29 protein-coding genes and 2 tRNA genes are annotated in these 24,159 nt (G+C 54.3%); 17 read left to right on the forward strand and 14 right to left on the reverse strand.

The window, feature by feature from the left end:
* Positions 1-61: 61 nt before the first annotated feature.
* Together SIC18_RS05645 and SIC18_RS05650 are read right to left on the reverse strand one after the other, a co-directional pair.
* Positions 62-133 (reverse strand) — tRNA-Thr (locus tag SIC18_RS05645).
* Between the two features lie 10 nt (positions 134-143).
* Positions 144-225, reverse strand: a tRNA-Tyr gene (locus SIC18_RS05650).
* Between the two features lie 67 nt (positions 226-292).
* Here SIC18_RS05650 and aroQ point away from each other — a divergent pair.
* The 4 genes from aroQ to SIC18_RS05670 all read left to right on the forward strand — a co-directional run bounded on the left by aroQ (position 293) and on the right by SIC18_RS05670 (position 2,623).
* A complete protein-coding gene (aroQ, locus tag SIC18_RS05655; protein ID WP_413430515.1) occupies positions 293-748 on the forward strand; it encodes a type II 3-dehydroquinate dehydratase in 456 nt (151 codons plus the stop codon).
* Positions 748-1,374 carry a tRNA-(ms[2]io[6]A)-hydroxylase gene (locus tag SIC18_RS05660; RefSeq protein WP_048345860.1) on the forward strand — a complete coding sequence of 209 codons (627 nt, stop codon included), beginning with the start codon at positions 748-750 and terminating at the stop codon, positions 1,372-1,374. The genes aroQ and SIC18_RS05660 overlap by 1 nt, the downstream gene beginning before the upstream one ends.
* 35 nt (positions 1,375-1,409) lie before the next feature.
* Positions 1,410-1,799 (forward strand): hypothetical protein, encoded by a 390-nt coding sequence (locus tag SIC18_RS05665; RefSeq protein ID WP_413430344.1) that lies wholly within the window; start codon positions 1,410-1,412, stop codon positions 1,797-1,799.
* Positions 1,800-2,350: 551 nt separating this feature from the next.
* Positions 2,351-2,623 (forward strand): hypothetical protein, encoded by a 273-nt coding sequence (locus SIC18_RS05670; protein WP_413430345.1) that lies wholly within the window; start codon positions 2,351-2,353, stop codon positions 2,621-2,623.
* Positions 2,624-2,870: 247 nt separating this feature from the next.
* On the opposite strand, the gene SIC18_RS05675 is transcribed toward SIC18_RS05670, so the two are convergent.
* The 3 genes from SIC18_RS05675 to SIC18_RS05685 form a co-directional block, all read right to left on the reverse strand.
* Positions 2,871-3,209 (reverse strand): DUF1651 domain-containing protein, encoded by a 339-nt coding sequence (locus SIC18_RS05675; RefSeq protein WP_413430346.1) that lies wholly within the window; start codon positions 3,207-3,209, stop codon positions 2,871-2,873.
* A 76-nt stretch (positions 3,210-3,285) separates the two neighbouring features.
* Entirely contained in the window at positions 3,286-3,543 is a 258-nt protein-coding gene (locus SIC18_RS05680) for a hypothetical protein (RefSeq protein WP_048345864.1), read from the reverse strand.
* A gap of 192 nt (positions 3,544-3,735) precedes the next feature.
* The gene (locus tag SIC18_RS05685) at positions 3,736-3,924 is read right to left on the reverse strand and encodes a hypothetical protein (RefSeq protein ID WP_245407214.1); all 189 of its coding nucleotides are present in this window, start codon (positions 3,922-3,924) and stop codon (positions 3,736-3,738) included.
* Positions 3,925-4,237: 313 nt separating this feature from the next.
* On the opposite strand from SIC18_RS05685, the gene SIC18_RS05690 reads away from it, so the two are divergent.
* Positions 4,238-4,453 (forward strand): hypothetical protein, encoded by a 216-nt coding sequence (locus SIC18_RS05690; RefSeq protein ID WP_413430347.1) that lies wholly within the window; start codon positions 4,238-4,240, stop codon positions 4,451-4,453.
* Between the two features lie 332 nt (positions 4,454-4,785).
* Here the strand turns inward: SIC18_RS05690 and SIC18_RS05695 are convergent, their stop codons facing one another.
* Together SIC18_RS05695 and SIC18_RS05700 are read right to left on the reverse strand one after the other, a co-directional pair.
* The gene (locus SIC18_RS05695; RefSeq protein ID WP_413430348.1) at positions 4,786-5,433 is read right to left on the reverse strand and encodes a DNA-binding response regulator; all 648 of its coding nucleotides are present in this window, start codon (positions 5,431-5,433) and stop codon (positions 4,786-4,788) included.
* A 972-nt stretch (positions 5,434-6,405) separates the two neighbouring features.
* The gene (locus SIC18_RS05700) at positions 6,406-6,963 is read right to left on the reverse strand and encodes a 1,2-dihydroxy-3-keto-5-methylthiopentene dioxygenase (RefSeq protein WP_413430349.1); all 558 of its coding nucleotides are present in this window, start codon (positions 6,961-6,963) and stop codon (positions 6,406-6,408) included.
* Between the two features lie 105 nt (positions 6,964-7,068).
* On the opposite strand from SIC18_RS05700, the gene SIC18_RS05705 reads away from it, so the two are divergent.
* From SIC18_RS05705 to SIC18_RS05720, 4 genes are all read left to right on the forward strand, one after another.
* Positions 7,069-7,815, forward strand: coding sequence for a precorrin-2 C(20)-methyltransferase (locus SIC18_RS05705; RefSeq protein WP_413430516.1), 747 nt, complete (start codon positions 7,069-7,071; stop codon positions 7,813-7,815).
* Complete coding sequence (locus tag SIC18_RS05710; RefSeq protein WP_071840706.1) at positions 7,794-8,438, forward strand: DUF4079 domain-containing protein; 645 nt, start codon at positions 7,794-7,796, stop codon at positions 8,436-8,438. Before SIC18_RS05705 ends, SIC18_RS05710 begins: the two co-directional genes overlap by 22 nt.
* Before the next feature lie 59 nt (positions 8,439-8,497).
* Complete coding sequence (locus tag SIC18_RS05715) at positions 8,498-8,719, forward strand: hypothetical protein (RefSeq protein ID WP_413430350.1); 222 nt, start codon at positions 8,498-8,500, stop codon at positions 8,717-8,719.
* Between the two features lie 390 nt (positions 8,720-9,109).
* Positions 9,110-10,315, forward strand: coding sequence for a hypothetical protein (locus tag SIC18_RS05720; RefSeq protein ID WP_413430351.1), 1,206 nt, complete (start codon positions 9,110-9,112; stop codon positions 10,313-10,315).
* Between the two features lie 227 nt (positions 10,316-10,542).
* Here SIC18_RS05720 and SIC18_RS05725 read toward each other — a convergent pair whose 3' ends face one another.
* Complete coding sequence (locus SIC18_RS05725) at positions 10,543-11,265, reverse strand: response regulator transcription factor (protein WP_413430352.1); 723 nt, start codon at positions 11,263-11,265, stop codon at positions 10,543-10,545.
* Between the two features lie 199 nt (positions 11,266-11,464).
* Positions 11,465-11,590 (reverse strand): hypothetical protein, encoded by a 126-nt coding sequence (locus SIC18_RS05730; protein WP_413430353.1) that lies wholly within the window; start codon positions 11,588-11,590, stop codon positions 11,465-11,467.
* A 228-nt stretch (positions 11,591-11,818) separates the two neighbouring features.
* Between SIC18_RS05730 and SIC18_RS05735 the strand changes: the two genes are divergently transcribed.
* Positions 11,819-12,877 (forward strand): sensor histidine kinase, encoded by a 1,059-nt coding sequence (locus tag SIC18_RS05735; protein ID WP_413430354.1) that lies wholly within the window; start codon positions 11,819-11,821, stop codon positions 12,875-12,877.
* Positions 12,878-13,229: 352 nt separating this feature from the next.
* Here the strand turns inward: SIC18_RS05735 and SIC18_RS05740 are convergent, their stop codons facing one another.
* Both SIC18_RS05740 and dusB read right to left on the reverse strand, forming a co-directional pair.
* Positions 13,230-15,248 carry a glycosyltransferase gene (locus tag SIC18_RS05740; protein WP_413430355.1) on the reverse strand — a complete coding sequence of 673 codons (2,019 nt, stop codon included), beginning with the start codon at positions 15,246-15,248 and terminating at the stop codon, positions 13,230-13,232.
* Positions 15,245-16,240, reverse strand: coding sequence for a tRNA dihydrouridine synthase DusB (dusB, locus tag SIC18_RS05745; RefSeq protein ID WP_413430356.1), 996 nt, complete (start codon positions 16,238-16,240; stop codon positions 15,245-15,247). Before dusB ends, SIC18_RS05740 begins: the two co-directional genes overlap by 4 nt.
* A 122-nt stretch (positions 16,241-16,362) precedes the next feature.
* Here dusB and SIC18_RS05750 point away from each other — a divergent pair, with 122 nt between their 5' ends.
* The gene (locus SIC18_RS05750; protein ID WP_048348004.1) at positions 16,363-16,824 is read left to right on the forward strand and encodes a DUF1823 family protein; all 462 of its coding nucleotides are present in this window, start codon (positions 16,363-16,365) and stop codon (positions 16,822-16,824) included.
* A gap of 377 nt (positions 16,825-17,201) precedes the next feature.
* On the opposite strand, the gene SIC18_RS05755 is transcribed toward SIC18_RS05750, so the two are convergent.
* Together SIC18_RS05755 and SIC18_RS05760 are read right to left on the reverse strand one after the other, a co-directional pair.
* On the reverse strand, positions 17,202-17,465 hold the full coding sequence (locus SIC18_RS05755; RefSeq protein WP_413430357.1) for a DUF3104 domain-containing protein: 264 nt from the start codon (positions 17,463-17,465) through the stop codon (positions 17,202-17,204).
* A 194-nt stretch (positions 17,466-17,659) separates the two neighbouring features.
* A complete protein-coding gene (locus SIC18_RS05760) occupies positions 17,660-18,043 on the reverse strand; it encodes a L,D-transpeptidase (RefSeq protein WP_413430358.1) in 384 nt (127 codons plus the stop codon).
* Between the two features lie 133 nt (positions 18,044-18,176).
* Here SIC18_RS05760 and der point away from each other — a divergent pair, with 133 nt between their 5' ends.
* The 6 genes from der to proC all read left to right on the forward strand — a co-directional run bounded on the left by der (position 18,177) and on the right by proC (position 22,946).
* Positions 18,177-19,544 carry a ribosome biogenesis GTPase Der gene (der, locus tag SIC18_RS05765; RefSeq protein ID WP_048348005.1) on the forward strand — a complete coding sequence of 456 codons (1,368 nt, stop codon included), beginning with the start codon at positions 18,177-18,179 and terminating at the stop codon, positions 19,542-19,544.
* A 6-nt stretch (positions 19,545-19,550) separates the two neighbouring features.
* On the forward strand, positions 19,551-20,465 hold the full coding sequence (locus SIC18_RS05770) for an energy-coupling factor transporter transmembrane component T family protein (protein WP_048345873.1): 915 nt from the start codon (positions 19,551-19,553) through the stop codon (positions 20,463-20,465).
* Positions 20,466-20,483: 18 nt separating this feature from the next.
* Positions 20,484-20,750, forward strand: coding sequence for a PipX family protein (locus SIC18_RS05775; RefSeq protein ID WP_048345874.1), 267 nt, complete (start codon positions 20,484-20,486; stop codon positions 20,748-20,750).
* Positions 20,750-21,424, forward strand: a complete 675-nt coding sequence (locus SIC18_RS05780) for a YggS family pyridoxal phosphate-dependent enzyme (protein WP_413430359.1) — start codon at positions 20,750-20,752, stop codon at positions 21,422-21,424. The genes SIC18_RS05775 and SIC18_RS05780 overlap by 1 nt, the downstream gene beginning before the upstream one ends.
* 108 nt (positions 21,425-21,532) lie before the next feature.
* The gene (locus tag SIC18_RS05785; RefSeq protein ID WP_048345876.1) at positions 21,533-22,108 is read left to right on the forward strand and encodes a cell division protein SepF; all 576 of its coding nucleotides are present in this window, start codon (positions 21,533-21,535) and stop codon (positions 22,106-22,108) included.
* Positions 22,109-22,151: 43 nt separating this feature from the next.
* Positions 22,152-22,946 carry a pyrroline-5-carboxylate reductase gene (gene proC, locus SIC18_RS05790; RefSeq protein ID WP_413430517.1) on the forward strand — a complete coding sequence of 265 codons (795 nt, stop codon included), beginning with the start codon at positions 22,152-22,154 and terminating at the stop codon, positions 22,944-22,946.
* Here the strand turns inward: proC and SIC18_RS05795 are convergent.
* On the reverse strand, positions 22,943-24,133 hold the full coding sequence (locus SIC18_RS05795) for a glycosyltransferase family 4 protein (RefSeq protein ID WP_413430360.1): 1,191 nt from the start codon (positions 24,131-24,133) through the stop codon (positions 22,943-22,945). The two genes, proC and SIC18_RS05795, sit on opposite strands and share 4 nt — an antisense overlap.
* Positions 24,134-24,159 lie beyond the last annotated feature (26 nt).

A 24,159-nucleotide genomic window follows, 5' to 3' on the forward strand; every position in this document is an offset into this window, starting at 1 on the left:
TGCAACTGAATCACAACCCTGTCTTGTGAAGGGCCTGCTACCAATCAAGGTGTGAGATTGAAGCCCTTGTCGAGACTTGAACTCGAGACCTCTCCCTTACCAAGGGAGTGCTCTACCGCTGAGCTACAAGGGCGTGTGGTGGATGGGCCGGGTTGGATTTGAACCAACGTAGGCAGAGCCAGTGGATTTACAGTCCACCCCCATTAACCACTCGGGCACCGACCCGAACCACACCCCCAGACATTACCAGCAAGGCTGTCGATACGATCAACCAATGTTTAAGAGTCGGGCCATGCACCTGTTGCTGCTCAACGGCCCCAACCTCAATCTGCTGGGCCAGAGGGAACCAGGCCTCTACGGTCGCCAAACCCTGGATCAGATCGAGACGGCACTCAGTGAACGGGCCAGCGCTGATGGCTTAGTGCTGGAGTGCTTCCAGAGCAATTTTGAAGGTGCCCTGGTGGACAGGATTCATCAGGCGATGGGGAAGGTGGATGGCATCCTCATCAATGCAGGGGCTTACACCCATACCTCGATTGCAATCCGTGATGCCCTGCTGGGGGTCGCCATCCCCTATGTGGAGCTGCACTTGAGCAACACCAATGCCCGTGAACCATTTCGGCATCGTTCATTTCTGGCCGACCATGCCGTTGGCGTGATTTGTGGTTTTGGCCCCGTCAGTTACGACTTGGCCTTGGATGGTTTGGTCCGCCACCTGCGAAACGTTGTGAGCGGAGCGGAGGGGTGATGGCTTCAACCTCTGTGGCCAGCATTCGTTGGTTGGCGGCACCTACCAGTGCGTCTTGGGTGCAGCAAGCGATTTCGAGACCGATGGAGGTCTTGATTGATCATGCGCATTGCGAGCGCAAAGCAGCGGGTTCTGCGGTGCAGCTGATGTTTCGTTATCTCTGCGAACCAGGCTTGGGGGAAGTGTTGAGTCCTTTGGCGCGTGAGGAGCTTGAGCATTTTGAACAGGTGCTTGCCTTGTTGCAGGCGCGAGGGCGCTATCTCGAGCCCTTGCCATCCCCGGGATATGGCGGCTTTCTAGCCAAGCACATTCGCAAAGAGGAGCCGCTGCGGATGCTGGATTCGTTTTTGGTGGCAGGTTTGATCGAAGCCCGCAGCCATGAACGAATGGCGTTGTTGGCGGAGCACAGCCCGGAGGACGATTTAAAGGACCTGTATGGAAGCTTGTTGTTGAGTGAGGCGCGCCATTTTGGTCTCTACTGGGTGATGTGTGAACAGCGTTGGGAGCGCTCGGTGATCGTGCCCCGCTTGGAGGAACTTGCACTGGTAGAACACCAGGCTCTGATTGGGGATTTGGAGAAGCCAGAAGACGTCAGGATGCACAGCTGCGGCGTGGAACCACTTTGATTGACTTCACACAATCGCTCCACATGTGGAACTGAGTGGCTGATGAATACAACGCAACTCAGGTCGTTGGTAGTGGGAGCCTCTACTCACGAAAGCCAGTGGGAGACCTGGTTTGGCAGTTTTTCCTGTGGGAAGAAGGCGAAGGCAGGATCCGTCGTTCCACAACAACCAGAGACCTCAAGGAAGCCATGCGTATCGCCGAGCGTTGGACGCTCGAAGCCCGATACGCTCAAGCCCAAGGTTTCCAAATCATCTTCACTTCTGTTGGGTTCGCATTAGAGAAATACGGCGAACACCAAGAGACCCGCGTATCCACAGGTCAGCTGAAAAGCGCAGAAAACATCCGCTACAACTACTGCTTTTTGATAAGGCTTTGTGCGCGAATAGTTGGCCTCGATCTACCAATTTCAATCCTCGCCCAATAGGACTAAGACAGGGTTCTGATGCTTCGTCTGGAGGATTGTGCGGCGTGGGAACCAGTTCGGCAGGAGCTTCTGCGTCATGGACGATTTAGGTGGAAAGAATGCTTATGCAACAGTGCTTTTTGATTCTGAATTTTAATACTTGCGTGCCATAGCTGACGCATCATTTGTTGTCAATTTTTTGCGTCTGATGCATTGCAGGGTCGGTGTTACTGATTGGATGAGGTGAGTTCTCGGTGGATTTAGATGTCTTTGTTTTTAAAAAAGAAACAACAGTAAATATTTTGTGGAGGCAGGCCTCGCTATTATTGAGCTGATGGTTGTTGTTGGGGTTTTTGGTGCTCTGATCGGGCAATCGCAAAAGATACTCAGCCAAGGGTAAAGCGGTAACAGCACATGTGCGGCAATTTTTGACAGAGTAAGAGGGTTTTAATTTTTGAATTATCCCGGTCCCTGGCTAGCGTCAATGAACATCTCTTCCCCTCGTTAGGGTTGAGGTATCTGTATATTTTGTGTGGCTTAAAAGATACACCTATGTTGAGACTTGATAAGTCGTGGCTGCCACCTGCTCTCAAGAGGTAGTTTGTGATTATCGATTTTCATCCTTGATGTTCGGCAGGATTGTTTCGTTATTGTCAGAGTTTGAACTATTCTCAGGCGAGCACAGGCTTCTAGCCCTGACATTAGGTCATCTTCAAATCAGCAATATAGGTGCTGTTGTTTTAATTATTTCTTCTTTGGTATTTCTTGGCAGTTTCATTTTTGTTTCGCTCAACAGCGACAATCAAGGAATGATGGCATGGATATTTGCCAAGAAGGAAGATTGAATTCAAGAGCTCCTTCCATGGCTTTGATTCCACAAGTAATGCTTGTGAATCAATAGTTCAGCTACTACTGGCTCTGCGTTCACTCTTGTCTATATCCTCAGGCACAGGCGTCTCCGGTGATACCGCTTTAAGTATTGAGCCAAACACGATCAATGCTATGAAGCCGATGCCTAGTGTTTTGAATGCGCGACTCAACGTCTTTGAAGATGAGCTGACAGAGCAGGGCATGCAGAAATGACTCTCGTTGTTACGTGAGCTTATTCACTTTGGTGTGTTGTGATCGCGAGCTCAATGCCAGCTCCCCAAGCCGGATCCACCGGTTGCCATCCTTGTTTGCGTAGGTCCTTCCAACGCTGTTCAGCAATGCGGGCGCACTGTTTGGCATCGGTCTGCTGCTATCGATCAACACCTTTGGGTAGAGACCCCATGAGCGCTCATCCCTGTGAAACAGTTTGTGCCAATCAAATGCCAATGCGAATTTGATACGGGCTACAAAAAAGACGGCGAGACTCGTGGGGTTTGGTTTCAGAGAAAGTTCTGTCGCTGGAGGCGAATAAAGACACCGCAACAGCGGGTGAAAGAGCACAGAGATACCGGAGATGTGGTCACCCTTGGAGTCATCTCAAAGGAGAAGTGAGTGAGTCATCAACTATTGATGGAACCTAGTATTTTTTTGGCGTTTTATCCCTTTGTATCTTTTTGATCAAGTTGCCCTTGATTAGCTCCCATCTTGTTGGAATCACGTGTCCATACCGGCCAAGATGCTGCAGTCTGAAATTCTGAAAATTCTTTCCAGGATCTCTTTTGGCAAAAAACTTTTGAATCTCTTCTTTCGGCGGCATAGCAAGCCACTGAAGCAGTTTAAGGGTGATTCCTCCACACACCCCTGTGACGACCCCTTTCCAAAACCAATCAGGCATCTGCAGCGCTGCTTGATGTGACAAACATTACTCGTGGCGGCGTTCTACCTGCTGAGATGCTTCTGATTCTTGATGTGCTTTGTTAAGTCTCTTCGTCTCAGTTCTTCGAATACACTCCTTCGAATTCATGAACGAAGCTTGAATTGATGTTTTGATTGGCAAAGTCTGTTGTTATAGGAATTCTGTTGTGAATTATCTTTTTGAGATAAGCATATAGGTTGCTGATGCGGCGGCAACTGCTGAGCTGGTGTATGCGAGGGCTTCAAGGACGAGGGATTCACGTATCACACCTTTCTGATCGATCAATCTCGGGCTTGCCTCTAATCCAATCCATGCTGCGACGGTGAAGCCAGCTGTAAAGGCGCAGATAGTACGGATCATGAGTTCTTCTCGATTGCTTTAGCGATGCCTTGTGCTGACTTCCTCCAGCGTTCTCTCAGCATGGATCCGCTACGAGCCGTTGCCAAAAGACTATTGCCTATGGGGACCCATAGATGATCACGCTCAAGGAAAGGACGCCCAAATCCACCAGATGCCTTCTCTTGTCATCCCAAGGCCAATCAAGCCCATGAAGATGGAGAAGCCCCTGATCACAGTCTTGGCTTGCTCCAGCTTCTGAGCATCAGACTTCTCACCAAACTTTGTCCGATTACCCGCCCACTCCTCTCTCAGACGTTGTCCCTCGGCTGTTTTCTTGCGTTGCTCGGATTGCGAGCAGCGTTGGGATCGTTCGCTGATCGTGCTGCGCTTGGAGGATCTTGCGCAGGTTGAAGTTCAGGCTCTGAATGGAGTTTTAGAAAACCAGAAGACATCAGGATGCATCGTTGTGGTGTTGATAGTCATTGAGATCAATAGTGGCTTAAGGACAACACGCAGAAGCAAGCTTGATCTCCTTGTTTTTTGCTTTTAGAAGGATGGCATTGGGTGAATGCTCAAAGAAGAATGAGCTGTGATTAGACAATGAACAGCTCGATGGCGTCGAGCGTATCGGATTGTGCTTTCGCTTCCTTCGCAAACTTACGAACGAATGATTGGGCGCGCTAAAATCATTCTGATGAGTACTTGAAGGGGCTAGCTTAAAGATCGTTTGATTCTGCTTATAGCTCCTCAGCCATCAGGAATTTGTCTTGATTCGAGCTGATGCTGAGATTGCTGGTGAAGATAACGGCTTGGAAGATTTTGGGCTCTCTAGGCGTTCACGGCCAGATGGATGGAATGGTCTTTGCTCCGATGATTGCGGCTTTAAATGTGTGCTTCAACCAAGCCATGCGTTAATGCAAAGACTGCTGCTTGTGTCCTGTCTCTGACTCCAAGCTTGTGAATCGCTGTGCTGACATGACTTTTAACTGTTTCAGCGGAAACTAGCAATGTGTCGGCGATTTCAGTGTTCTTCATTCCTAAAATAATGCATTGAATAACTTCTAGCTCTCTTTCTGATAATGGCTCCACAAGAATTGGTGCTGGTTTGACTTTTGCTGTTGCTGCTTCAAGCACAGCCCTTGGATAGTAAATACCTCCTTTGTTGGTTGTTCTTAAGGCGTTGATGAAGTCACCGTCTCCTGTGCCGATGGAAGAGACGAACATCACTCCATCTGCTCCAGCCTCCATCGCTTCTTGAACCACCTCTGGGCTTTCACGTGATAAGAAAATGAGAGCTTTGAGGTCTGGGGATTGCCTTTTCGCTTTTTCTACCAGTCTGATCCCGTAGCCCCTTTCTAGATCTTCACTGGTAATCAAGAGGTCTGGATTGCTCTCCAGTTGTATCTGCAGTGCCTCGTCTTCCGTTGTAGTGCCACCTACCAAGGATTGCAGGATTGGCTCAGCAAGGGTGACTGCGGTGAGCGTAAGGCGGTTTTTAGAGCAAACCAAGATTTTTTTGTTAGCCAGCATCTGCTTGCAGGCATCAACTGCCTTCTTTAATGAGCCCTCAGATGGGTTAATCCTCAACTGTTTTTGTCTGTAAGTAGATGATTAATGCTACCTGCGCCTTGCCCTTCTGCCCATCATGATCATTGAATATTCATGCGTCGTCTGCTTCGTTTTTGTCTGCGACGAATACTTCTGTGATTATGGTTTGAGGAAGTCTCGTATTCGTAGGGCTTTGATGGTGTTTTAGGAGCTTGAGGTTGTTGCGCTCAGGGTTGTTGGCGTTATTGATCAAATCGCCGAGGGGTGGTGCTTAATCGCAACTTTCTGCTGATTTCTCCTGCTCTTTCGATGTTTGGATTTTCTCTTGGCATGGGGGCTTGCTTCATTCAGTTGTGATCGATCCTTGTTGATCGTTGCAACTGTGCGTTGATGCAGTGATGTCTTGTTTGGCGACCCTTTCGTTGAGTACGGGCAGGCTTCAGTTCTGGTTTTCTGGTTGTCAGGCGAGCTGTTCTGGGGATTCGACTGTGATTCCTCGGGGCCGTGAGCTTTGCGTCTGTCAGTGCGGTGATCTCTCCTTAATGCTCCTGTTTGAGATCACTGCAAAAAAAAGCTGCTCCGGTCAGAGAGCAGCTCTGGACATGCGCCTAAGCTATCCAAACCAAGAGCATGAGCTGCAAACAGCATCTCGAAGCGCAGTGCAAGATGCCGTCAAATAAGCACTCTTTCGAAGTTCACTTGTTGGTTGATGGCGTCACCAATGATGGGTCTTATGTGACGGCTCATTAACTTGCCCCCTTTAGTGATTGATTATTTTTTGTCAGTCAATGACTTGGACATTGCAGCTGCAAGAGCAACGCAACCAGCGACGATCAGATAGCCCATGAGATTTGTTTGAAGACCTGATCATCATTTGATTTGGAGGTGCCTGCTGACTGTCTCCGATGAGACCGAATCCTCAATCCATCAGTCTTGGATTGGCTGTTTTCTGGCTTAAGTAAGGCCTGGATAGTGATCGGCGATCGGATCATGGGTGAAAGACGCTGCCCACCCTCCTGAGTTTTTAAAAAAACGAATCACGCAATAGTTCGGGTCGACGCCCATGTCGAACCAGTGCCGGGTTCCAGCTGGAATTGCGATCCAATCATTGGCTTCGCAGATCACTTGAAGCACCTCATCCTTGATGTGAAGTGCAAAGAGCCCGCAACCCTCCACAAAAAAGCGCACTTCATCCTCTGCATGCTGGTGCTCTTGCAGAAATGTTTGGCGCAACGTTGAGCCGCTGAGCTGATCGCCCCCAACGCGCATCACATCCACAGTTTGGTAGCCCTCGTTTTTTTGGACGGATGCAATCAGCGATGCATAGGCCTCCAAAATCTGCTCTTGCATGGCTCCTGGCTCAAGCTCTGGCTTGCTTGGCCAACGCTGAAACTTGATGCCTCGCGTTTTGAGTGCTGAGCTGATCAGTTCAGCGTTGCTGGTGCTGAGGAGTGCCTCTGGTGCTGCAGCAACGCCCGCGACTCGCGCTGCGTAAATCTTCAGCTCCGTCATCAGCGTGGCGTTGTTTGAACCTCACCTCTCTAGCCCTGATGGGTCTGTGCCGTGGGGCTTGCTCCACCAGAGGCTGTCATTGTTGAACCGTTGGTCGTGGATCCTGTGCCTCATGCGCTGCAATTGATCGGAGTGGGCCCTGGTGATCCAGAGCTTCTCACCATTGCTGCTGTTCGCGCGATTGAAACCGCCGATGTAGTGGCCTACCCCGTCGCACGTGCCGATGCCGATGGAATGGCTTGGACCATTGCTTCTCGCTGGACGCGATCTAGTCAGCGGCGACTGCCTCTGGTTTTTCCGATGGTGGCGGAAGCCGAGCCACGGTTGAAGGCTTGGCGGCATGCTGCCGATTCGTTGGCGTCCGAGCTGCGCCGAGGTTTGTCGGTGGTTTTGCTCTGTGAAGGTGATGCTTCTCTGTTTGCTACGAGTAGCTATGTGCAGCTGGCGCTGCGCAAGCAGCACCCTGATCTCACGCTCAAGTTGATTCCAGGTATTCCGGCGGTTTGTGCCGCAGCCGCTGCGAGTGCAGAGATGGCGATGGATTGGCCCCTTGCCTTGCAGCAAGACGGGGTGTTGATTCGTCCTTGCCCAGACCGTGAATCAGATCTGGAGCGATTGCTTGACTCAGCTGGGTCCAACTCCATGGTGTTGGCCTTGATCAAGTTGGGTCAGCGATGGCCATGGGTTCGGGCCTGCCTCGAGAGGCGTCAGCTGCTTGAGGGCTCCCTGTTCGCGCAACGGGTGGGGTGGCCTGATCAGGTCTTGGCACGTGCCAACGAGATTCCCGCTGAGTCGAGACCCTATTTTTCACTGCTTCTCATTCGGCAGACTTGGCCTGGGGTATTGCCTTGACAGAAAGCGCTTCGTTTCTCACGTCCTTGAATTGGCTCGGGTTGGTTCACCCCGTCTTGATGATTTTGTTTGTCTATCCGGTGGTGGGTGCCACGATTCGGTTGGGGATTTTGGCGCGCGAGCGGCGGCTGGATCTCAATCCGATTGCACCAACGGTTCCGGTGGAACATGCCGATCACGGGCGTTGGGTCACCGGGGGCATGGTCTTGGCGGTGTTGGTGGCGTTGTTTCACAACGCACTGGCTGGAGGGATGCAGTCTGATCAGATGCTGGGTTTTTTGCTGGCTGTAATTGGTGCTGCAGCGGCTTACGTGGCGTTGTTAGGTGCCAAAGGAGTCATCGCAAAGATGTTGTGGGCAGCAGCCTGTTGGTTCACCCTGATCCTGATTGCCTCACAGCCTGCCTTGCTCCAGTGGCGTCAGGCCTACCCAACAGCGGTTTGGCAGTCGCATCTTTGGGGTGGTTCAGCTCTCATCGCCCTCATGTTGGCTGCCGTGGTGATGCAGAAGCAGATTGCTGGTCGGCTCTGGATGCGACGGCTGCATGTGTCGATGAATGTTGTTGTTGCTTTGTTGCTAGCCACGCAGGCAATCACGGGGACGCGGGATCTTTTCATGCGCTGAGGTTTGGAGTGTGGAAGAGTGCTGCGGGATCAGGCTCGGGTTGAAGGGGCTGCTCTTTGGTGGTGCGATCAGTCGCCGGACTAGGGCCAGCAAGGCACGGCCTTCCTGAGGTGCCTGCCGATCAACCCAGCATCCCGGCCGGCAAAACAGCCAGCGGATCAGGGCATAGTGCTCTTGCCGCGGCAAGTGTCCCCAGTGGAGAAGGGCTTCTGTCTCTGTTGTGTGCATCAAGTTCACTGGTAAAGCCGGCAGCTCTTGGCACCAGCGCAGCCTGGAACTAAGGGCTAACGACGTCGATGGCTAAAAGGCTTGGCTAACCCTTGGCATCGATGAGCTTGGAAGGGATGTAGCTGGTGAGGTTGAGTCCGAGTGGATGGTGCCGTTATTGGTTGAGGAAGAGAGAGACAGGCTGATGGCTTGGCAGCTAGGCGTGAGCCTCTAGCCCGATTGGGGGATAGGTCAGCACGAAGACAACGAGAAGGTTGCCCTGAGTCCGATTGAGGCGGCATAAAACCCAGTGTTTGCAGTGCTTGTCGCGTTTCACCAGAAATTCACCAGAACGTCTCCAGCTTTCCACCAGGAGATCACCAGGGAATCACCAAGAGCGCAGTCATCTTCAAGTTGTCGGGGGTTCAACCCCATCTCACTTCTCGCTCTTTACTTTCAAGACCATGACGGATTTCTTCCACGGTCCCGCTCCTGTTGATGCACTTCCCGCACCAATCGACGGTCCTGACTTCAACGCTCCTGTTGATGCACTTCCCGCACCAATCGTCGGTCCTGACTTCAACGCTCCTGTTGATGCACTTCCCGCACCAATCGTCGGTCCTGACTTCAACGCTCCTGTTGATGCACTTCCCGCACCAATCGTCGGTCCTGACTTCAACGCTCCTGTTGATGCACTTCCCGCACCAATCGACGGTCCTGACTTCAACGCTCCTGTTGATGCACTTCCCGCACCAATCGTCGGTCCTGACTTCAACGCTCCTGTTGATGCACTTCCCGCACCAATCGTCGGTCCTGACTTCAACGCTCCTGTTGATGCACTTCCCGCACCAATCGACGGTCCTGACTTCAACGCTCCTGTTGATGCACTTCCCGCACCAATCGTCGGTCCTGACTTCAACGCTCCTGTTGATGCACTTCCCGCACCAATCGACGGTCCTGACTTCAACGCTCCTGTTGATGCACTTCCCGCACCAATCGACGGTCCTGACTTCAACGCTCCTGTTGATGCACTTCCCGCACCAATCGTCGGTCCTGACTTCAACGCTCCTGTTGATGCACTTCCCGCACCAATCGACGGTCCTGACTTCAACGCTCCTGTTGATGCACTTCCCGCACCAATCGTCGGTCCTGACTTCAACGCTCCTGTTGATGCGCTGCCTTCACCTGGATTCAGAACATTTGATTCTCTAACCAATGTTGAGTTTGCTGATGATAAGTTGACCAATTTTCAAACAAATGCAGTCCGTCGCACCCCTCAAATAAAAAGTGGCACTGAAGGCGATGACATCATTACAGCCGAAGGGGGGTATAACATGTTCTTCGGAGATGGTGGCAATGACATAATCATAGGTGGATGGAGTGATGACTACATATCAGGTGGAAAGGGACATGATCAGATCACGGGGGGAGAAGGCAGAGATACTTTTGTTATCGAATCAGGCTCTGGCTTTGACATGATTATGGACTTTGTCGATGGTGAAGATCAATTGGTTTTCTTTGACAGCAACGGATCACAAATTACAGAACTAGAGATCACAAATGTAGGAAATACTGCGATGATTTACCATGACGATGAAATACTGGCTGTAGTCAACGGTGCTGCTGCGGGAATGCTGGAAGCTCAGTCTTATCAGCACATCCTGGCCTGACCGAAATCCTGGATCAACAATTCACACCAACCAAGCCCCGCCACGAGCGGGGTTTTGATTGTCTTGGAGCTCTCGGCAAGATGTGTCTCACCAGGCCAGCATTGATCCTGCGAATCACGCGGAGGCCTTATCAGCGATCTGAAAACGGTTGTGGGTTTGCTGGGCGCGGGTTGCAGCGCCTCATAAAGAGCGGCTTGGAAGTATGAGTTCCAATCAAGAATGACGAATTATTGGTCGTTCATTCGAAGCACAAAGCCCACACCCCTAACGGTTTGAATCACCCGTTCCGACCCTGTTTCTTCAAGCTTCTTGCGCAGGTAGCGCACGAATACATCCACTACATTTTCGTCTCCGAAGTAGTCGTCACCCCAGACATGCTGAATTAATTGCCCTCTGGAGAGAGCCTGCCGAGGGTGTCTCATAAAGCAATCGAGTAGGTCGAATTCCCGTACGGTGAGGATTAATGCAGTGCCGTTGATCGTGCAGGTGCGTTCGGCCCTATTTAGAACTAATGAGCCCACCTCAATCAAATCCGAACTTAATTCATTGGAGAAGGCCCCTTTGGTCAAGGTGGATCGGCGAATCAGAGCCTTGACCCTGGCTAACACTTCGCGCACGTTGAAAGGCTTGGAGATGAAGTCATCGGCGCCGGTCTCTAGCGCGGCAATGCGGTCATCGATTTCATCTCTTGCGGTCAGGATGATCACTGGTAATGAAACGCCTGTTTCTCTTAGGCGCCGGCAGATCTCCAGCCCACTGATCCCACCCATGTTCCAGTCGAGAAGAGCCAGATCGGGAAGGGTGGCTGTGTCGCGTAGTTTTTTAAGGGCTGAAATTCCGTCGGTGGCAGTCACCACAGTGAAACCTTCCGCCTGGAGCTCCATCTCGAGCAGTGTCACGATGTTGGCTTCATCGTCGGCAAGAAACACCGTTGGAGTGGTCACAGGCATCAACAGTGTGAAATTGCAAAAATGTTAATAAGAAGCATATGATTTGCCAACTGCTCTGGACATTGATTCATAATAGATTGTGTAATATATTTATTGATCTTTGTCGTAGTCGATTGTAAAGGCTTTGGGCCGGCCGCCAGCACGGATAAAGGATTTTTACATGTTCGGAGATTGGATCAGTTCATCAAGATCGCACTGGTCACTCAGCCGTCGCCTTCTTTGGATCACGCTTGCTGTAGTGCTCGGGCAGTCTTTGATCAGCCTGGCGATTAATCACAGTCTGCGCCAGCACCTGATCGATGATGTTCTGCGAGGAACGATGCATCGGCAGGGGCTCTTGATTCTGGATGAAATCAAAGAGGAATTTAATCAACTTACGCCTGCGCAGAAGAGAGGGTGCTGCTCCCTCAGCGACTACCAACGCTTGCTTAGAAACTTGAATCTTAGCGACGGCAAGGTTGCGTTGATTGTTGGTGATAATGGGATGGTGACTAGCCGCTCAAGCCGCACGCTATTTGATGAGAACCAGTTGAGGAAGTTTGCTGAGAGGGCCATGCAAACTGAAGATGGATTCACTGTGCTCGACATCAGCTCGAGAGAAGCTGTAGCTGTGCAGGAGGTGAAACTACCTGGAGGACCAGAAACAGGCAATTTCGTCTACATCCGACCTGTTTACGGAATGCCGCTCTTGAAATCTCAGCGCATGATGAAGCTGGGATCTGAGCTGATCTTGATCTTTTTAACAGGTGCGGTGCTGATCCTGAGCGCCCGCCGCCCCCTTCGCGCAATCAAACAGGATCTGTCAACGGTTGAGCTGAGTAACCTAAAAGGTGCAATGATTCCGACAGATAAGGCTCCACTAGAGCTACTCCCGATCATTGAGGAGTTCAACGAGATGGTGGGACGATTGCGCCACTCTTCCTCCAATCAAAAACAGTTTGCTGCAACGATTAGCCACGAATTCCGCACCCCGCTGACTGTGATTTCCGGCTTTATCCAATCGGTGCTGAATCGTGGAGAGGAGCATCTGCTTGATCACCATAAACAAGCTTTGGGGATTGCCGATACAGAAGTCCTACGGCTAAACCGCATGCTGAGCGACCTTCTCGACCTCAGCCGAGCGGATAATCAGCAGCTCTCGATTCGTCGCGAAGCCTTTGAGCTGATCCCCAATCTGGAGCAAGTTCTCAAGTTGGCTAAGGCCGCCTACGGCAATCCAATCACCGACAACCTCAAGGAACTTCCCTATTTAGAGGTAGTTGGTGATCCAGACAGACTGGTGCAGTGCATCGGTAACCTGATTGGTAACGCGGTGAAGTACTCGGAAAAAGGCTCGCCGATCGATTTGCACGTGAGTTCTGATGATTCAAAGGTCACGGTCTGCGTAAGCGATCATGGCCAGGGGATTCCCGCCGACCAACTCGACACTATCTTTGAACGTTTCACCCGAGCCGAGGGGGTTGTCTTGCCTAAGGGCGAAAGCAGCACGGGGCTCGGGCTCTCAATTGTGAAGATGCTGATGGAAGCGATGGGAGGCACTGTCAGTGTTCGCTCAACAGTTGATGAAGGAAGCCTCTTTAGTCTTCAGCTGCCGCTATCTGATCAGCCCTGATATCTAGGAATCACTTTTGTGCCCGACTAAAATGAATGTCCTAAGCGGCTAAAAGTATTCTGTTTCCTGAGCGGGCGTTGGTGGTAATCCCAGCTTTGGTTCGGATTGACGAAGCGACCCCTTGACGATGGATGGTATCTGAAGTTGATGGCCTTTGAAATGTCGAATTGCGAACTGATTGTGGAAATCTTTAAAGCCTATGGAGATCGCAATCTCCCTTTTGTCTTCAGTTCTTATTAGTGTCTTTGTTAATGTGATTGTGATGAGATGCGCTCGTTGTTCTTGCTTGATTTTAAAGGCTTGATGACTATCTCTTTGGCTGCATGTATTGATGGATGTTGTTGCTTCGTTGCTAGCGACCTACAAAATCACGGGGACACGTGATTGAGTGTTGCGGGATCAGGCTCGGGTTGAAGGGGCTGCTCTTTGGTGGTGCGATCAGTCGCCGGACTAGGGCCAGCAAGGCACGGCCTTCCTGAGGTGCCTGCCGATCAACCCAGCATCCCGGCCGGCAAAACAGCCAGCGGATCAGGGCATAGCGCTCTTGCCGCGGCAAGTGTCCCCAGTGGAGAAGGGCTTCTGTCTCTGTTGTGTGCATCAAGTTCACTGGTAAAGCCGGCAGCTCTTGGCACCAGCGCAGCCTGGAACTGGCAACCCATGGCAAGGGCGAACGGGAGTAGGTGATCCTGGCGCCGCTTTCGCTTAAGGCCGTAATGCGGCAGGGGTAACGGTGCCCCCCGTCGTCTTCGATCCAGGCTTCTGTTTTGAGCTTTTGCCACGGGGAGAGGTCCTGTGCGGCAGGGTCCCAGCAGGCACGAATCGCCACGATCAAACTGAGCAGATTGATCACGCCCCACACCAAGCCGACCGGACGGCCGGCGAGCACCTGAGCTGGCAGATCGCTGGCGTTGGAGAGCAGCCCGTAGAGGTTCACCAGATTGAACAGGACTAGGGCCAACAGTGGTAGCAGCAGCTCCGCGCTGTAGCTTCCGCGATCACGGCGCTGATGCTTGGGGGTCACCCGAAATCCACCGATGCGTCCAATCAGGTTGGCCAGCACGGTCACGGTGAGCGGAACGGTGAGCACCCAGCCAGTGAGTTCGCTCAAAAAAGCTGTCCGTGACCCACGGTTTAACCAGCCGAGGCTCAACACTTGCAAACTCCAAAGCGGTAGGAGCAAGGTCAATGCGGCTTGGCTGTTGAGCAAGATCGGGATGATGCCCAGAAGGCCGTAGCTGAGTGGCATCAGCATCAGCACTAGCCTTGGCACGTTGTTGAACCAATGCATCACGCCCTCGAGGTAAGCGATGCGTTGCCCAAGCGATAACCCTTGACGACGCAAGGGGCCGCTGCTGAGTCTGAGGCTTTGCAACGTGCCAGAGGCCCAGCGTTGGCGCTGGTGCACGAAATCAGCCATCGTTTCCGCTGCCAAGCCAGCGCTGAGCTTTTCCTGCAGATAAAGCAGTCGCCAGTGCTGACGGGTCAGGCTGATGCCGGTCACGAAATCCTCAGAGATGGCTTGTTCCACGAAGCCACCGATTTGGTCGAGTGCTTTCCGTTTCACCACAAACGATGTGCCTGCACACACCACAGCCCCCCAGCCATCCCGGACCGGTTGAATCCAGCGGTAGAAACTTTCTTCATCAGATAAAAGCCAGTTTTCCATCCCCAGATTGCGCATCACCGGGTCGGCGTTGATGAAGGTTTGAGGGGTCTGAATGAGCGCAACCTCAGGTTCGAGAAGGAATCCAATGCTGCGATCAAGAAAGGTGCGTTGGGGAATGAAGTCGGCGTCGAAGACGGCAACCAGCTCTCCTCGGCAGTGGCGCAAACCATGGTTGAGATTGCCGGCCTTGGCATTGACGCGCTCCGCTCGGTGCAAGTAACGACACCCGAGCTCGGTAGCGAGCTCTTTCACCTCTTGACGACCGCTGTCGTCGAGAACCCACACCTTGGTGTGGGGATAGGACAAGTTTGTGCAGCCAATCAGGGCTCGTTCGAGCACCTTGATGGGCTCGCCATAGGTGGGAACCAAGATGTCCACGTGTGGTTCCCAGCCGCTCTCAGCCCAGCGCTTTTGTCGGTCATTGATCTCCAAGCGGCGATCGGGGAACCTTCTCCAAGCCAGCCAGAGCGGTACCAATCCAACGAGCAGCAACCAGGCCTCAGCGAGCAGGAGCAGCACGCTGAGGGTGATCGATAAGCGACTTTCGAAATTGAGGCTGGAGGTCACTCTCCAGATCAAATAGCGAAAGGTGAACAGACTGATCAGCAGGATCAAGCTGCGGCGTCCCCAGATCGGGGTGTCTTGTTCGGGGCGACGGATCAGCCAGAGCGGCCAGAGCAGCAGCAGAAGCAACAACGCATTCATTCCATTCGCTGCATCTGTTGATCGAGCAAATCAAGGGCCGTGGCGGGCGTGGGCGCGCGCATCAGCTGTTGCCGAAACTGGGATGCGCCCTGGAAGCCAGTGCAGGTCCAGCTCATGTGTTTCCGGGCAATCAAGAGGCCGTGATCTCCACGAGCCTCGATCAGCGCCAGGAGTTGCTCCTTGGCGAGGGCTAAGCGCGCCATCGGTGCGGGTGTGGCTGGAATCGGTCGATCACTGAGTGCTGCATCGATTTGGCCCAAAAGCCAAGGGGCACCCATGCTTCCGCGACCCACCATCACGCCATCGGCGCCGGTGATGCGCAAACAATGCAGTGCTTTCTCAGGGCTGTTGACATCCCCATTGGCGATCACGGGAATGCTGAGGGCTGCTTTGACAGCGGCAATGGCGTTCCAATCCGCAGTGCCGCTGAAGCGTTGCTCTCTCGTGCGCCCGTGGAGCGTCAGCATTCGCGCCCCTGCCTCCTCCAAGCGTCGGCACCAGTTCACGGCGGCCTCAGCCCCTACAGCGTTGTGTTCACCACACCAGCCGAGACGGGTTTTCACCGTGACCGGAAGTCCCACTGCGGCCACTACGGTGTCGACAATTCTGCAAGCCAGATCCGGGTCACGAATCAGACCGCTGCCACCGCCTTTTCGGGCGATTTTGCGTACAGGACAGCCCATATTGATGTCGATCAGAAAGGCCCCGGCATCGGCCGCACGACGGGCTGCATCGGCCATGGCGTCGGGATGGTGATCAAACAGCTGTACCCCGATGGGCCCTGTTTCGTCCTGCAGACCGTCCATCTTGAGTTGTCCGTGGCCCAATTCAAGGCTGGTGGCATTCACCATTTCGGTAAATAGCAATGCATCGGGAGCCCAGCGGCGCACCAGTTGCCTAAAAATCCGATCGCTGACGCCAGCGAGAGGGGATTGCAGTGCGCGGCATCTGAGTTGTCGCTCTAAAAGTCGACCCTGAATCTTCAGCGGCATGGCCAGAGGCCGAAGACCTATCCATTCTGCTGGTCAGGCTGTTGGTCTGAGAGTTGATCTGACGTTTGGACTTGTCAAGGCAAGACGATGGGGCGAAGGATGGATGTCTTCGGTCTGCTCGCATGCCCCCTACCCCTTGGCCGCTTAGCCGCTTGTTGTTGGATCGAATCCTGGACGACCGAGTGAGTGATCGCTTTGTGGCAGAGCGGGTTTGGGAGCGCTTGGGGTACCAGCCGGATGGGGAGGGACTGATCTGGCTGGCTGGGCCTGAGACACCCTCGGCGTGGCGAGAGGCGTTCCCCCAGGCCCCGGAAGTGATCAGTATTCGCCCCGCCTCCGTGCAACTCACCCGCTCGATTCCACGCGAGCACAAACAGCTATTGAAAGAGCAGTTGAAGTTTGCCGGGTATCGAATCGGGGAGCTTTACCCACGGCGAACGCGTCGGGCTACTGCCGTGAATTGGCTTCTGGCTTGGCTGGCATCCCATGAGCAAGTGCTGGAGGAGGAGGGACCCTTGCCATTGCTGCTCGATCCGCCGCTCAACCCAGTGAGCGGTCATCCCGGTGATCTCCCTGTGCGTTGAGGCTTAGGTCTCGAGGCTTTTGAATGCCTGACCAACGGAACAGCCTTGCCCCCGCATGGGCTTCATGACAAGGAGGCCTAGTCGAATGGCCTTGTGCGTATTGATCCATCCGCATCACGATGCGGGCATAAAAAAAGAACAGTCGTCCTCTGCTGACTGTTCTCTTCGGCGATCACGGGGGTGCTTCGCCTCATGATCAACATGGCTGCAGAGAAGGCAGGTGTCCGTAGAGACAAGTGCTTATTTCCCCTTGGGCACAAAAAAGGAGGGTTTCTAACCCCTCCCGTCAGGATCTCCGTTCCACCGAAGCTCCTCTTCGCAAGTTGTAAGACATACGGTTCTTGCGTTGAAGGGCGGTTCTCCTCCCCGTTGGTGAGTCAAGCGTTGAGCGTCAGCTCATCGAAGGACCTGACGACATGCGTGACTTCATCCGCGTTGACCCAGAGGATGGAGCCGTCATCCACGTTGGCGATCTGGAACATCGTGTTCACTCTTGGGTCTCTAGCGCCCCCTTCGCAGAAGACGACTTGTCCCATCCACCAATTGGCATCGGGTTCCAAGGCGACCCGTTGCTCTGCCTGGATGATCACGTAGTCACCAGGCTTGACGTTCAGGAACGCTGGAACCTTCGCTTCAGCCATTGAGTTGCTCATTGGTACATATGAGCTATTTGCCTGGTTCTAGGTCACGCGCATGCGTCGGTCAAGCGCTTCAAGGTGTGCCGATTCCGGTTGTCCCTTTCAGTTGCCGCCAGAGGTGGGGAGGCCTGAAAGGGTTGATTCTTGGAGTCGTTGCTATGGCTGAGTTTCTTCAGTCGGATTGATGGGATTGATCTTCAGGCCTGGATGATGACCTTGGTGCCTTTGGGTGTGTTTTCGAACAGCCAGCGAGCCTGTTGAGTCGGCATGCGCACGCAACCGTGGCTCCTGGGCACGCCAAAGGACTGGCCAGCGTCTTCTTGCCAGGGAGCAGCGTGCATGCAAATGGCCTCGTTGGCAGTGATGCACATGGCGTAGGGCACGTCGGGAGAGATATAGGTGCGCCCCCGCATCGTCACCGAGCGGTACTTCGTGAGCACGGAGGCATGGCCCGTGGGAGTGGGGGACGAGGCTTTGCCCGTGCTCACGGGAATCACTCGGACGGTTTGCGCTTGCTCGTTAAGCACTGTGAGGGTCTGATCGGAGAGATCGACCACGAGCGTTGCAATGAGCTCAAGCATGATTGTGCCGCTGGCGTCGCTGTCACAGACCTAGCTGTGTCGCATGCGTCTCATTCGTCTCGTTCTGAATGATTTCGCATTTCTGTGATGGGTCACCTCTGTACTGTCAAGAAAGTTTTTCTTGGCTCCTGTCTTGGCACGTCCGGTCGTCGCAATCATTGGGCGTCCCAACGTCGGCAAGTCCACCTTGGTGAACCGTCTCTGTCGAAGTCGTGAGGCCATCGTTCACGACCAGCCAGGTGTGACGCGAGATCGCACCTATCAAGACGGGTATTGGGGCGATCGAGAATTCAAGGTGGTGGACACCGGAGGCTTGGTGTTCGATGACGACAGTGAGTTTCTTCCTGAGATCCGGGAGCAGGCCAGCCTTGCTCTCGCTGAAGCCAGCGTGGCTTTAGTGATTGTGGATGGTCAGCAGGGACTCACAGCTGCCGATGAATCGATCGCGGAATGGCTGCGTACGCAGCGCTGCAAGACGCTGTTAGCAGTCAATAAGTGTGAGTCTCCCGAGCAGGGATTAGGCATGGCCGCCGAGTTTTGGCGGCTCGGTCTTGGTGAACCCCATCCGATTTCGGCGATCCATGGTGCTGGCACCGCTGAGCTGCTCGATCAGGTGCTCACCTTTCTTCCTCCCAAGGATGAGGAGAGTGATGAAGAGGAGCCAATTCAGCTCTCGATCATTGGCCGTCCCAACGTGGGCAAGTCCAGCTTGCTGAACTCCATCTGTGGTGAGACGCGGGCCATTGTGAGTCCGATTCGTGGCACCACTCGCGACACCATTGATACGCGCATTGAACGGGAAAATCGTCGCTGGCGATTGATTGACACTGCAGGCATTCGCCGGCGTCGCAGCGTGAATTACGGCCCAGAATTTTTTGGGATCAATCGCAGTTTTAAAGCGATCGAACGCAGTGATGTCTGCGTTTTAGTGATCGATGCTCTCGATGGTGTGACCGAGCAGGATCAACGCTTGGCGGGACGGATCGAAGAGGACGGCCGCGCTTGCGTGGTTGTGGTGAACAAGTGGGATGCGGTGGAAAAAGACAGCCATACGATGACCGCGATGGAAAAGGAGCTGCGCGCCAAGCTCTACTTTCTCGATTGGGCTCCAATGGTGTTCACCTCTGCGCTCACGGGGCAGCGGGTCGACAGCATTTTCGCCTTGGCGGCTCTTGCTGTGGAGCAGCACCGCCGCAGGGTGAGCACATCAGTTGTGAACGAAGTGCTCAAGGAAGCACTCAGCTGGCGGAGTCCCCCCACCACCCGTGGTGGCCGGCAGGGCCGCTTGTATTACGGCACTCAGGTTGCAAGTCGTCCGCCCAGTTTCACCTTGTTTGTGAATGAGCCCAAGCTGTTTGGCGATACCTATCGCCGCTACGTGGAACGTCAAATCCGTGAAGGTCTCGGCTTTGATGGAACTCCGTTGAAGCTGTTCTGGCGCGGCAAGCAACAGAGGGATGCGGAAAAGGAGCTGGTCCGCCAGCAGAACCGCCAAGGCTGATCCCCTATGGACTGGTTGCGACAGATTCCAATCGGGCAATATGTCGATGGCAGTGCTGGTTGGCTGCGTCTGATCGACCCTCGTTTGAAGCTGGGATGGGTTGTGATGTTTTTATTGACCCCCGTGCTGGCGGGTCCGTTGTGGCGTCTCGGGCTCGTTCTGGCCTTGATGGTGATCACCGCTCTGAGTGGCTTGCCGATCAGGTTGTGGTGGCGCTCCCTGCTCTTGGTGCTCTGTCTGGGGATTGGCTTTGGCCTCCTGGCGATGTTTTTGCCAACGGGAGATCCAGCCGCCACGCTGGCCGTTCGGCCTGTCCAGGAGTTGCAGGGTTTGTCTCTGCAAACCCCCAGCTGGGAGTTGTTTCGCCTTGGTCCTGTCCAACTTGGGCCACTCAACCTGGGCCCACTGTCCGTGGATCGGCGATCGGCTGAGCTCGGTCTCAACAGCGCAACGTTGCTTGTCACCGTGGTGCACAGCGTGAATCTCATGCTGTTGTCCACGCCAAGCGAGGATCTGATGTGGGCCCTGAATTGGTTTTTGTTCCCCCTAACCAAGCTTGGTTTGCCAGTGGATCGTCTTTGCTTTCAGCTGCTGTTGGCGCTTCGTTTTCTACCTTTGGTGCAAGAGGAACTGCAGAATCTGGTGCGTTCAGTCGCGAGTCGAGCGGTCAATCTCCGTCAGTTGGGATTCAAGGCTTCCTTCGGATTGCTCCTGTCGGTGGGAGAACGCCTTCTCGCCAATATTTTGTTGCGCGCTGAGCAAGGCGCTGATGCCTTGATTGCTAGGGGAGGGCGGTGGCTTCCTGCGGATTGCTTCCGCCCTGTTCAAAGCACCTCTCCCTTGGCTCGTGGTTTGAACCTGCTGTCATTTGTGATCCTTCTCGTGGTCGTTGGATTGCGAGGCAGGTACGGTGCTCTCTAAATCTTGACGGACTGAGTTGTGGGAGCGGAGCGTTATCTCAATCACCCCACCTTCGGAATGCTGTATCAGGTGTCGACCGCTGGCGAGGGTCGGGATCTGTACGCCACTCTCTACGCCCAGCGCATGTTTTTCTTGGTGACGCTGCAACCGAGAGGTGCGCAGTTTGAGGTGATTCCTTATCAGGACGCCCGGCATCATGCAGAGCTTCATCTGGCGCGCTGCCGTCGTGATCGCGTTGCCGATTTCGCGGATTGGAAGCAGCTGTTCGATCAAACCTTCATTTGATGGTGTCCAGCAGCTCAGACTCTGAGACGGTTCAGTCCCGCTGGAAGGCGATTCAGGCTGAGTGTCCAGATGCCACTCATTTGCTTGCTGTCAGCAAAGGCCACCCTGCCGATGTGGTGCGTGAACTGGCCGCTTTGGGACAAGTTGATTTTGGCGAGAGCAGGGTGCAGGAAGCACTCCCGAAACAACAGGCCTTGGAAGATCTCAGTGGCTTGCGTTGGCATTTCATAGGACGCCTGCAGGCCAACAAAGTTCGGGCTGTCGTGCGAGCCTTTCCCGTGATTCATTCGATCGATTCTCAGGGACTCGCAGAGCGCACATCAAGGATTGCACTGGAGGAAAACCAGAATCCGGAGGTGTTTTTTCAGGTCAAGCTTCGAGACGACCCGGCGAAGGGTGGCTGGGAGCCGGATGCTTTGCGTGAGGTTTGGCCACAGTTGCAGTTACTCCCAGGCTTGAAGCCCATTGGGCTGATGACCATGGCCCCACTTGGCTTAGGGCCGGAAGAGCGTCAGAGCCTTTTTCATGACTGCAGAACCCTCGCGGATGAGCTCGCTTTGTCCGATTGCTCGATGGGCATGAGCGGAGACTGGAAGCAGGCGGCACAGGCTGGTGCTACCTGGATTCGCGTGGGATCTGGATTGTTTGGACCGAGACCTGAACACTTGGTTTGACCCCCCATTCAGCAGGATGGTCGGTTGTGAAGATGATCAAATCGCCTAGTCACTCTTGCTCACAACTCCGTAGAGCGCTATTCAGGGTCCAGGTTTGATTCATTTCCGGTGTCACTGATTTCTCGTCTTCGTGCTGTCGTTGCGGGTGATGATTACCTTGATGGTGATTATGACGATCTCGATTACGACACTGGCGAGCAGGACGAAGTCGAGGAAGGTCCGTCCCACTCCATGTCGAGTGCTTTGGCAACTCTTGAGTCGGGCAATCCCTTTGACAGTGAGCCATCTTTTACTGGCTCCAATGTGATTGGGATGCCTGGTATCAGCACCGGAACGGCTGAGGTTTCCTTGATGGAACCCCGCAGTTTTGATGAAATGCCTGGAGCGATCCAAGCCCTGCGTGAGCGTAAAACGGTGATCCTTAATCTCACGATGATGGAGCCGGATCAAGCCCAGCGCGCAGTCGACTTTGTTGCAGGTGGAACCTTTGCCATTGATGGTCATCAAGAGCGTGTTGGCGAAAGCATTTTTCTGTTCGCGCCCAGCTGCGTGACCGTGACCAACGCCACCCAGGACGAAGCCTCCGTTCCGACTCACGTTTCAAAGGACGTTGAGCAAGCGTCCGCCGAGGCCAGCATCGCTCCGACTCCCGCCTGGAGTGCCACAAGCGCCACCGCACTTTGATCCATCAGTGCCGATTGCATTAGGTGTGATTGGTCTGGGCCGGATGGCTCAGGCCCTCGTGATTCCCTTGATTGAGCAGGAACTGATTCCTGCTGATCAGGTGATTGCAGTTGTGGGCCGACAGGACTCTGTTGCAAGGGTGTCTGCGCGAGTGCCCTCTGGCCTGAAAGTAGTAGCTGCCAGTGATTCCGCGGCACAACACGCTTGGGCTGCGTCGGTTCAACTCTTGGCCGTTAAGCCTCAGATGCTCGATGGGGTCGCTGCCTCGGCGCCACCCCCATTAGAAACGCCTGCATCGGGATCAAGCCTTTTGCTGTCCGTGCTGGCTGGGGTTCCCCTGGTGCGGCTCCAAGCTTTATTCCCTGGCCGTCTTTGTGTGCGTGCTGTGCCGAATACTCCCTGCTTGGTGGGTCAGGGACTCACGGGTCTGGCTTGGGGGGATGGCATCTCTGATTCACAGAAGCAGCAAGTGCGCTCCTTCTTTGAGCCCGTGAGTGAGGTTCTCGAGCTTCCCGAGGAACGGCTCGATACTTTTCTGGCGCTCACTTCGTCCGGTCCTGCCTACGTGGCCTTAATCGCGGAAGCGATGGCCGATGGTGCTGTTGCCATGGGAATGCCTCGGTCTCAGGCCCATCATTTGGCGCATCGAACTCTCGCTGGGACCGCCGCCTTATTGCAGGAGCAGGAGCTGCATCCTGGCGAACTTAAAGATATGGTCGCGTCTCCAGGTGGAACCACCATGGCGGCGTTGCGTCATCTCGAGAAATCGGGCTTGCGTTCGGCGTTGATTGAAGCCATCGTTGCCGCCACGCAACATGGACGGGGCATGGCGAATTAAGCCCTGGCTTCAGCGGCTAGTGGTTTCTGCTTGATCAGGGTGTCGTAAAGCGCTTCCAGAGCATCGATATTGGACACCATGCGGTAGCGCTCCATGACCCGCTCACGCGCTCGCCGCCCTAGCTCTTGCGTGAGCAGAGGTTGGTCACGGAGAACGGGCAGCAACGTGCGCAACTGGGTGGTGACCCCTTGCGTGCTGAGCACGATGCCGGCCCCACCTGCGAGGACTTCTCCATCAGCACCAGCATCTGTGGCGATGCAGGCGCATTGGCAGGCCATGGCCTCGAGTAGGGCGATCGAGAGGCCCTCCACCAGTGAGGGCAGCACAAACACCTCAGCGCACTGGAGCAGGGCGATGCGCGTATGGAGATTGGCTTCATAGCCCCACCACAACAGGTCTCCGATCCCATTCCCATACACGTTTTGGAGCGTGCTTCGCAGGGGGCCGTCACCCACGATGACGAGCCGGCAGCCGGCTGGCTTCACCAGTCGCCAGGCTCGCAATAACGCTTCCACATTCTTCTCGGTTGCGATCCGCCCCATGTAGAGAAAAATGCGCTGATCACCAAGCCGTGAGCGCACGTCATGCAGCTCCTTGCTGATCGAGGCGGGATGGCTTGGAGCGGGAGACCAGCGGTCTGGATCCACGCCATTGGGGATGACGGCAAGGCGGCTTTCGTGAACTCCTAAACGGTTGAGGACTTCCGCCTGAAGATCGGAAAAGACGATCACTCGGTCGTAGCGGGAGAGAGCAGGCGCGTAGAGCTGGTAGCTGAGCTGTTGCGTGCCTGCTGTGAGGTTGCGCAATCCTGCATCAAACGGTGGATGAAAGGTTGCGACCAGGGGAATGCCCAACGGTTGGCAAAGCTCCGGCAGCCTGAAGTCGAGGGGAGAAAGGGTGAGGCTGGCATGCACGACATCGGGCTGCAGCCTCTCCAAGGACTCCCTCAATTCCCTCTGCGCCCTAGGGGAGGGAATGGTGTAAACCTGCGACTTCACCAGATAGGGAAGGCTGACGTCCGGATCGTGAGCCAGCAATGACGTGTTGCTGCTGGGAGCGCCAGGGTTATCGAAATGGATGAAGCTGGTTTGATGGCCGCGTTTCTTTAAGGCCTCAGTGGTGCTCAGCCCGTAGGTGACATTGCCGCAGAACGGAGTTTTTTTGCCGAGCCAGGCAATGTGGGCCACTGGCACCGTCTCGAAGCCGAGTCTGA

It is taken from the genome of Synechococcus sp. Cu2B8-bc1011 (assembly GCF_047302735.1).
Lineage (GTDB): Bacteria > Cyanobacteriota > Cyanobacteriia > PCC-6307 > Cyanobiaceae > Synechococcus_C.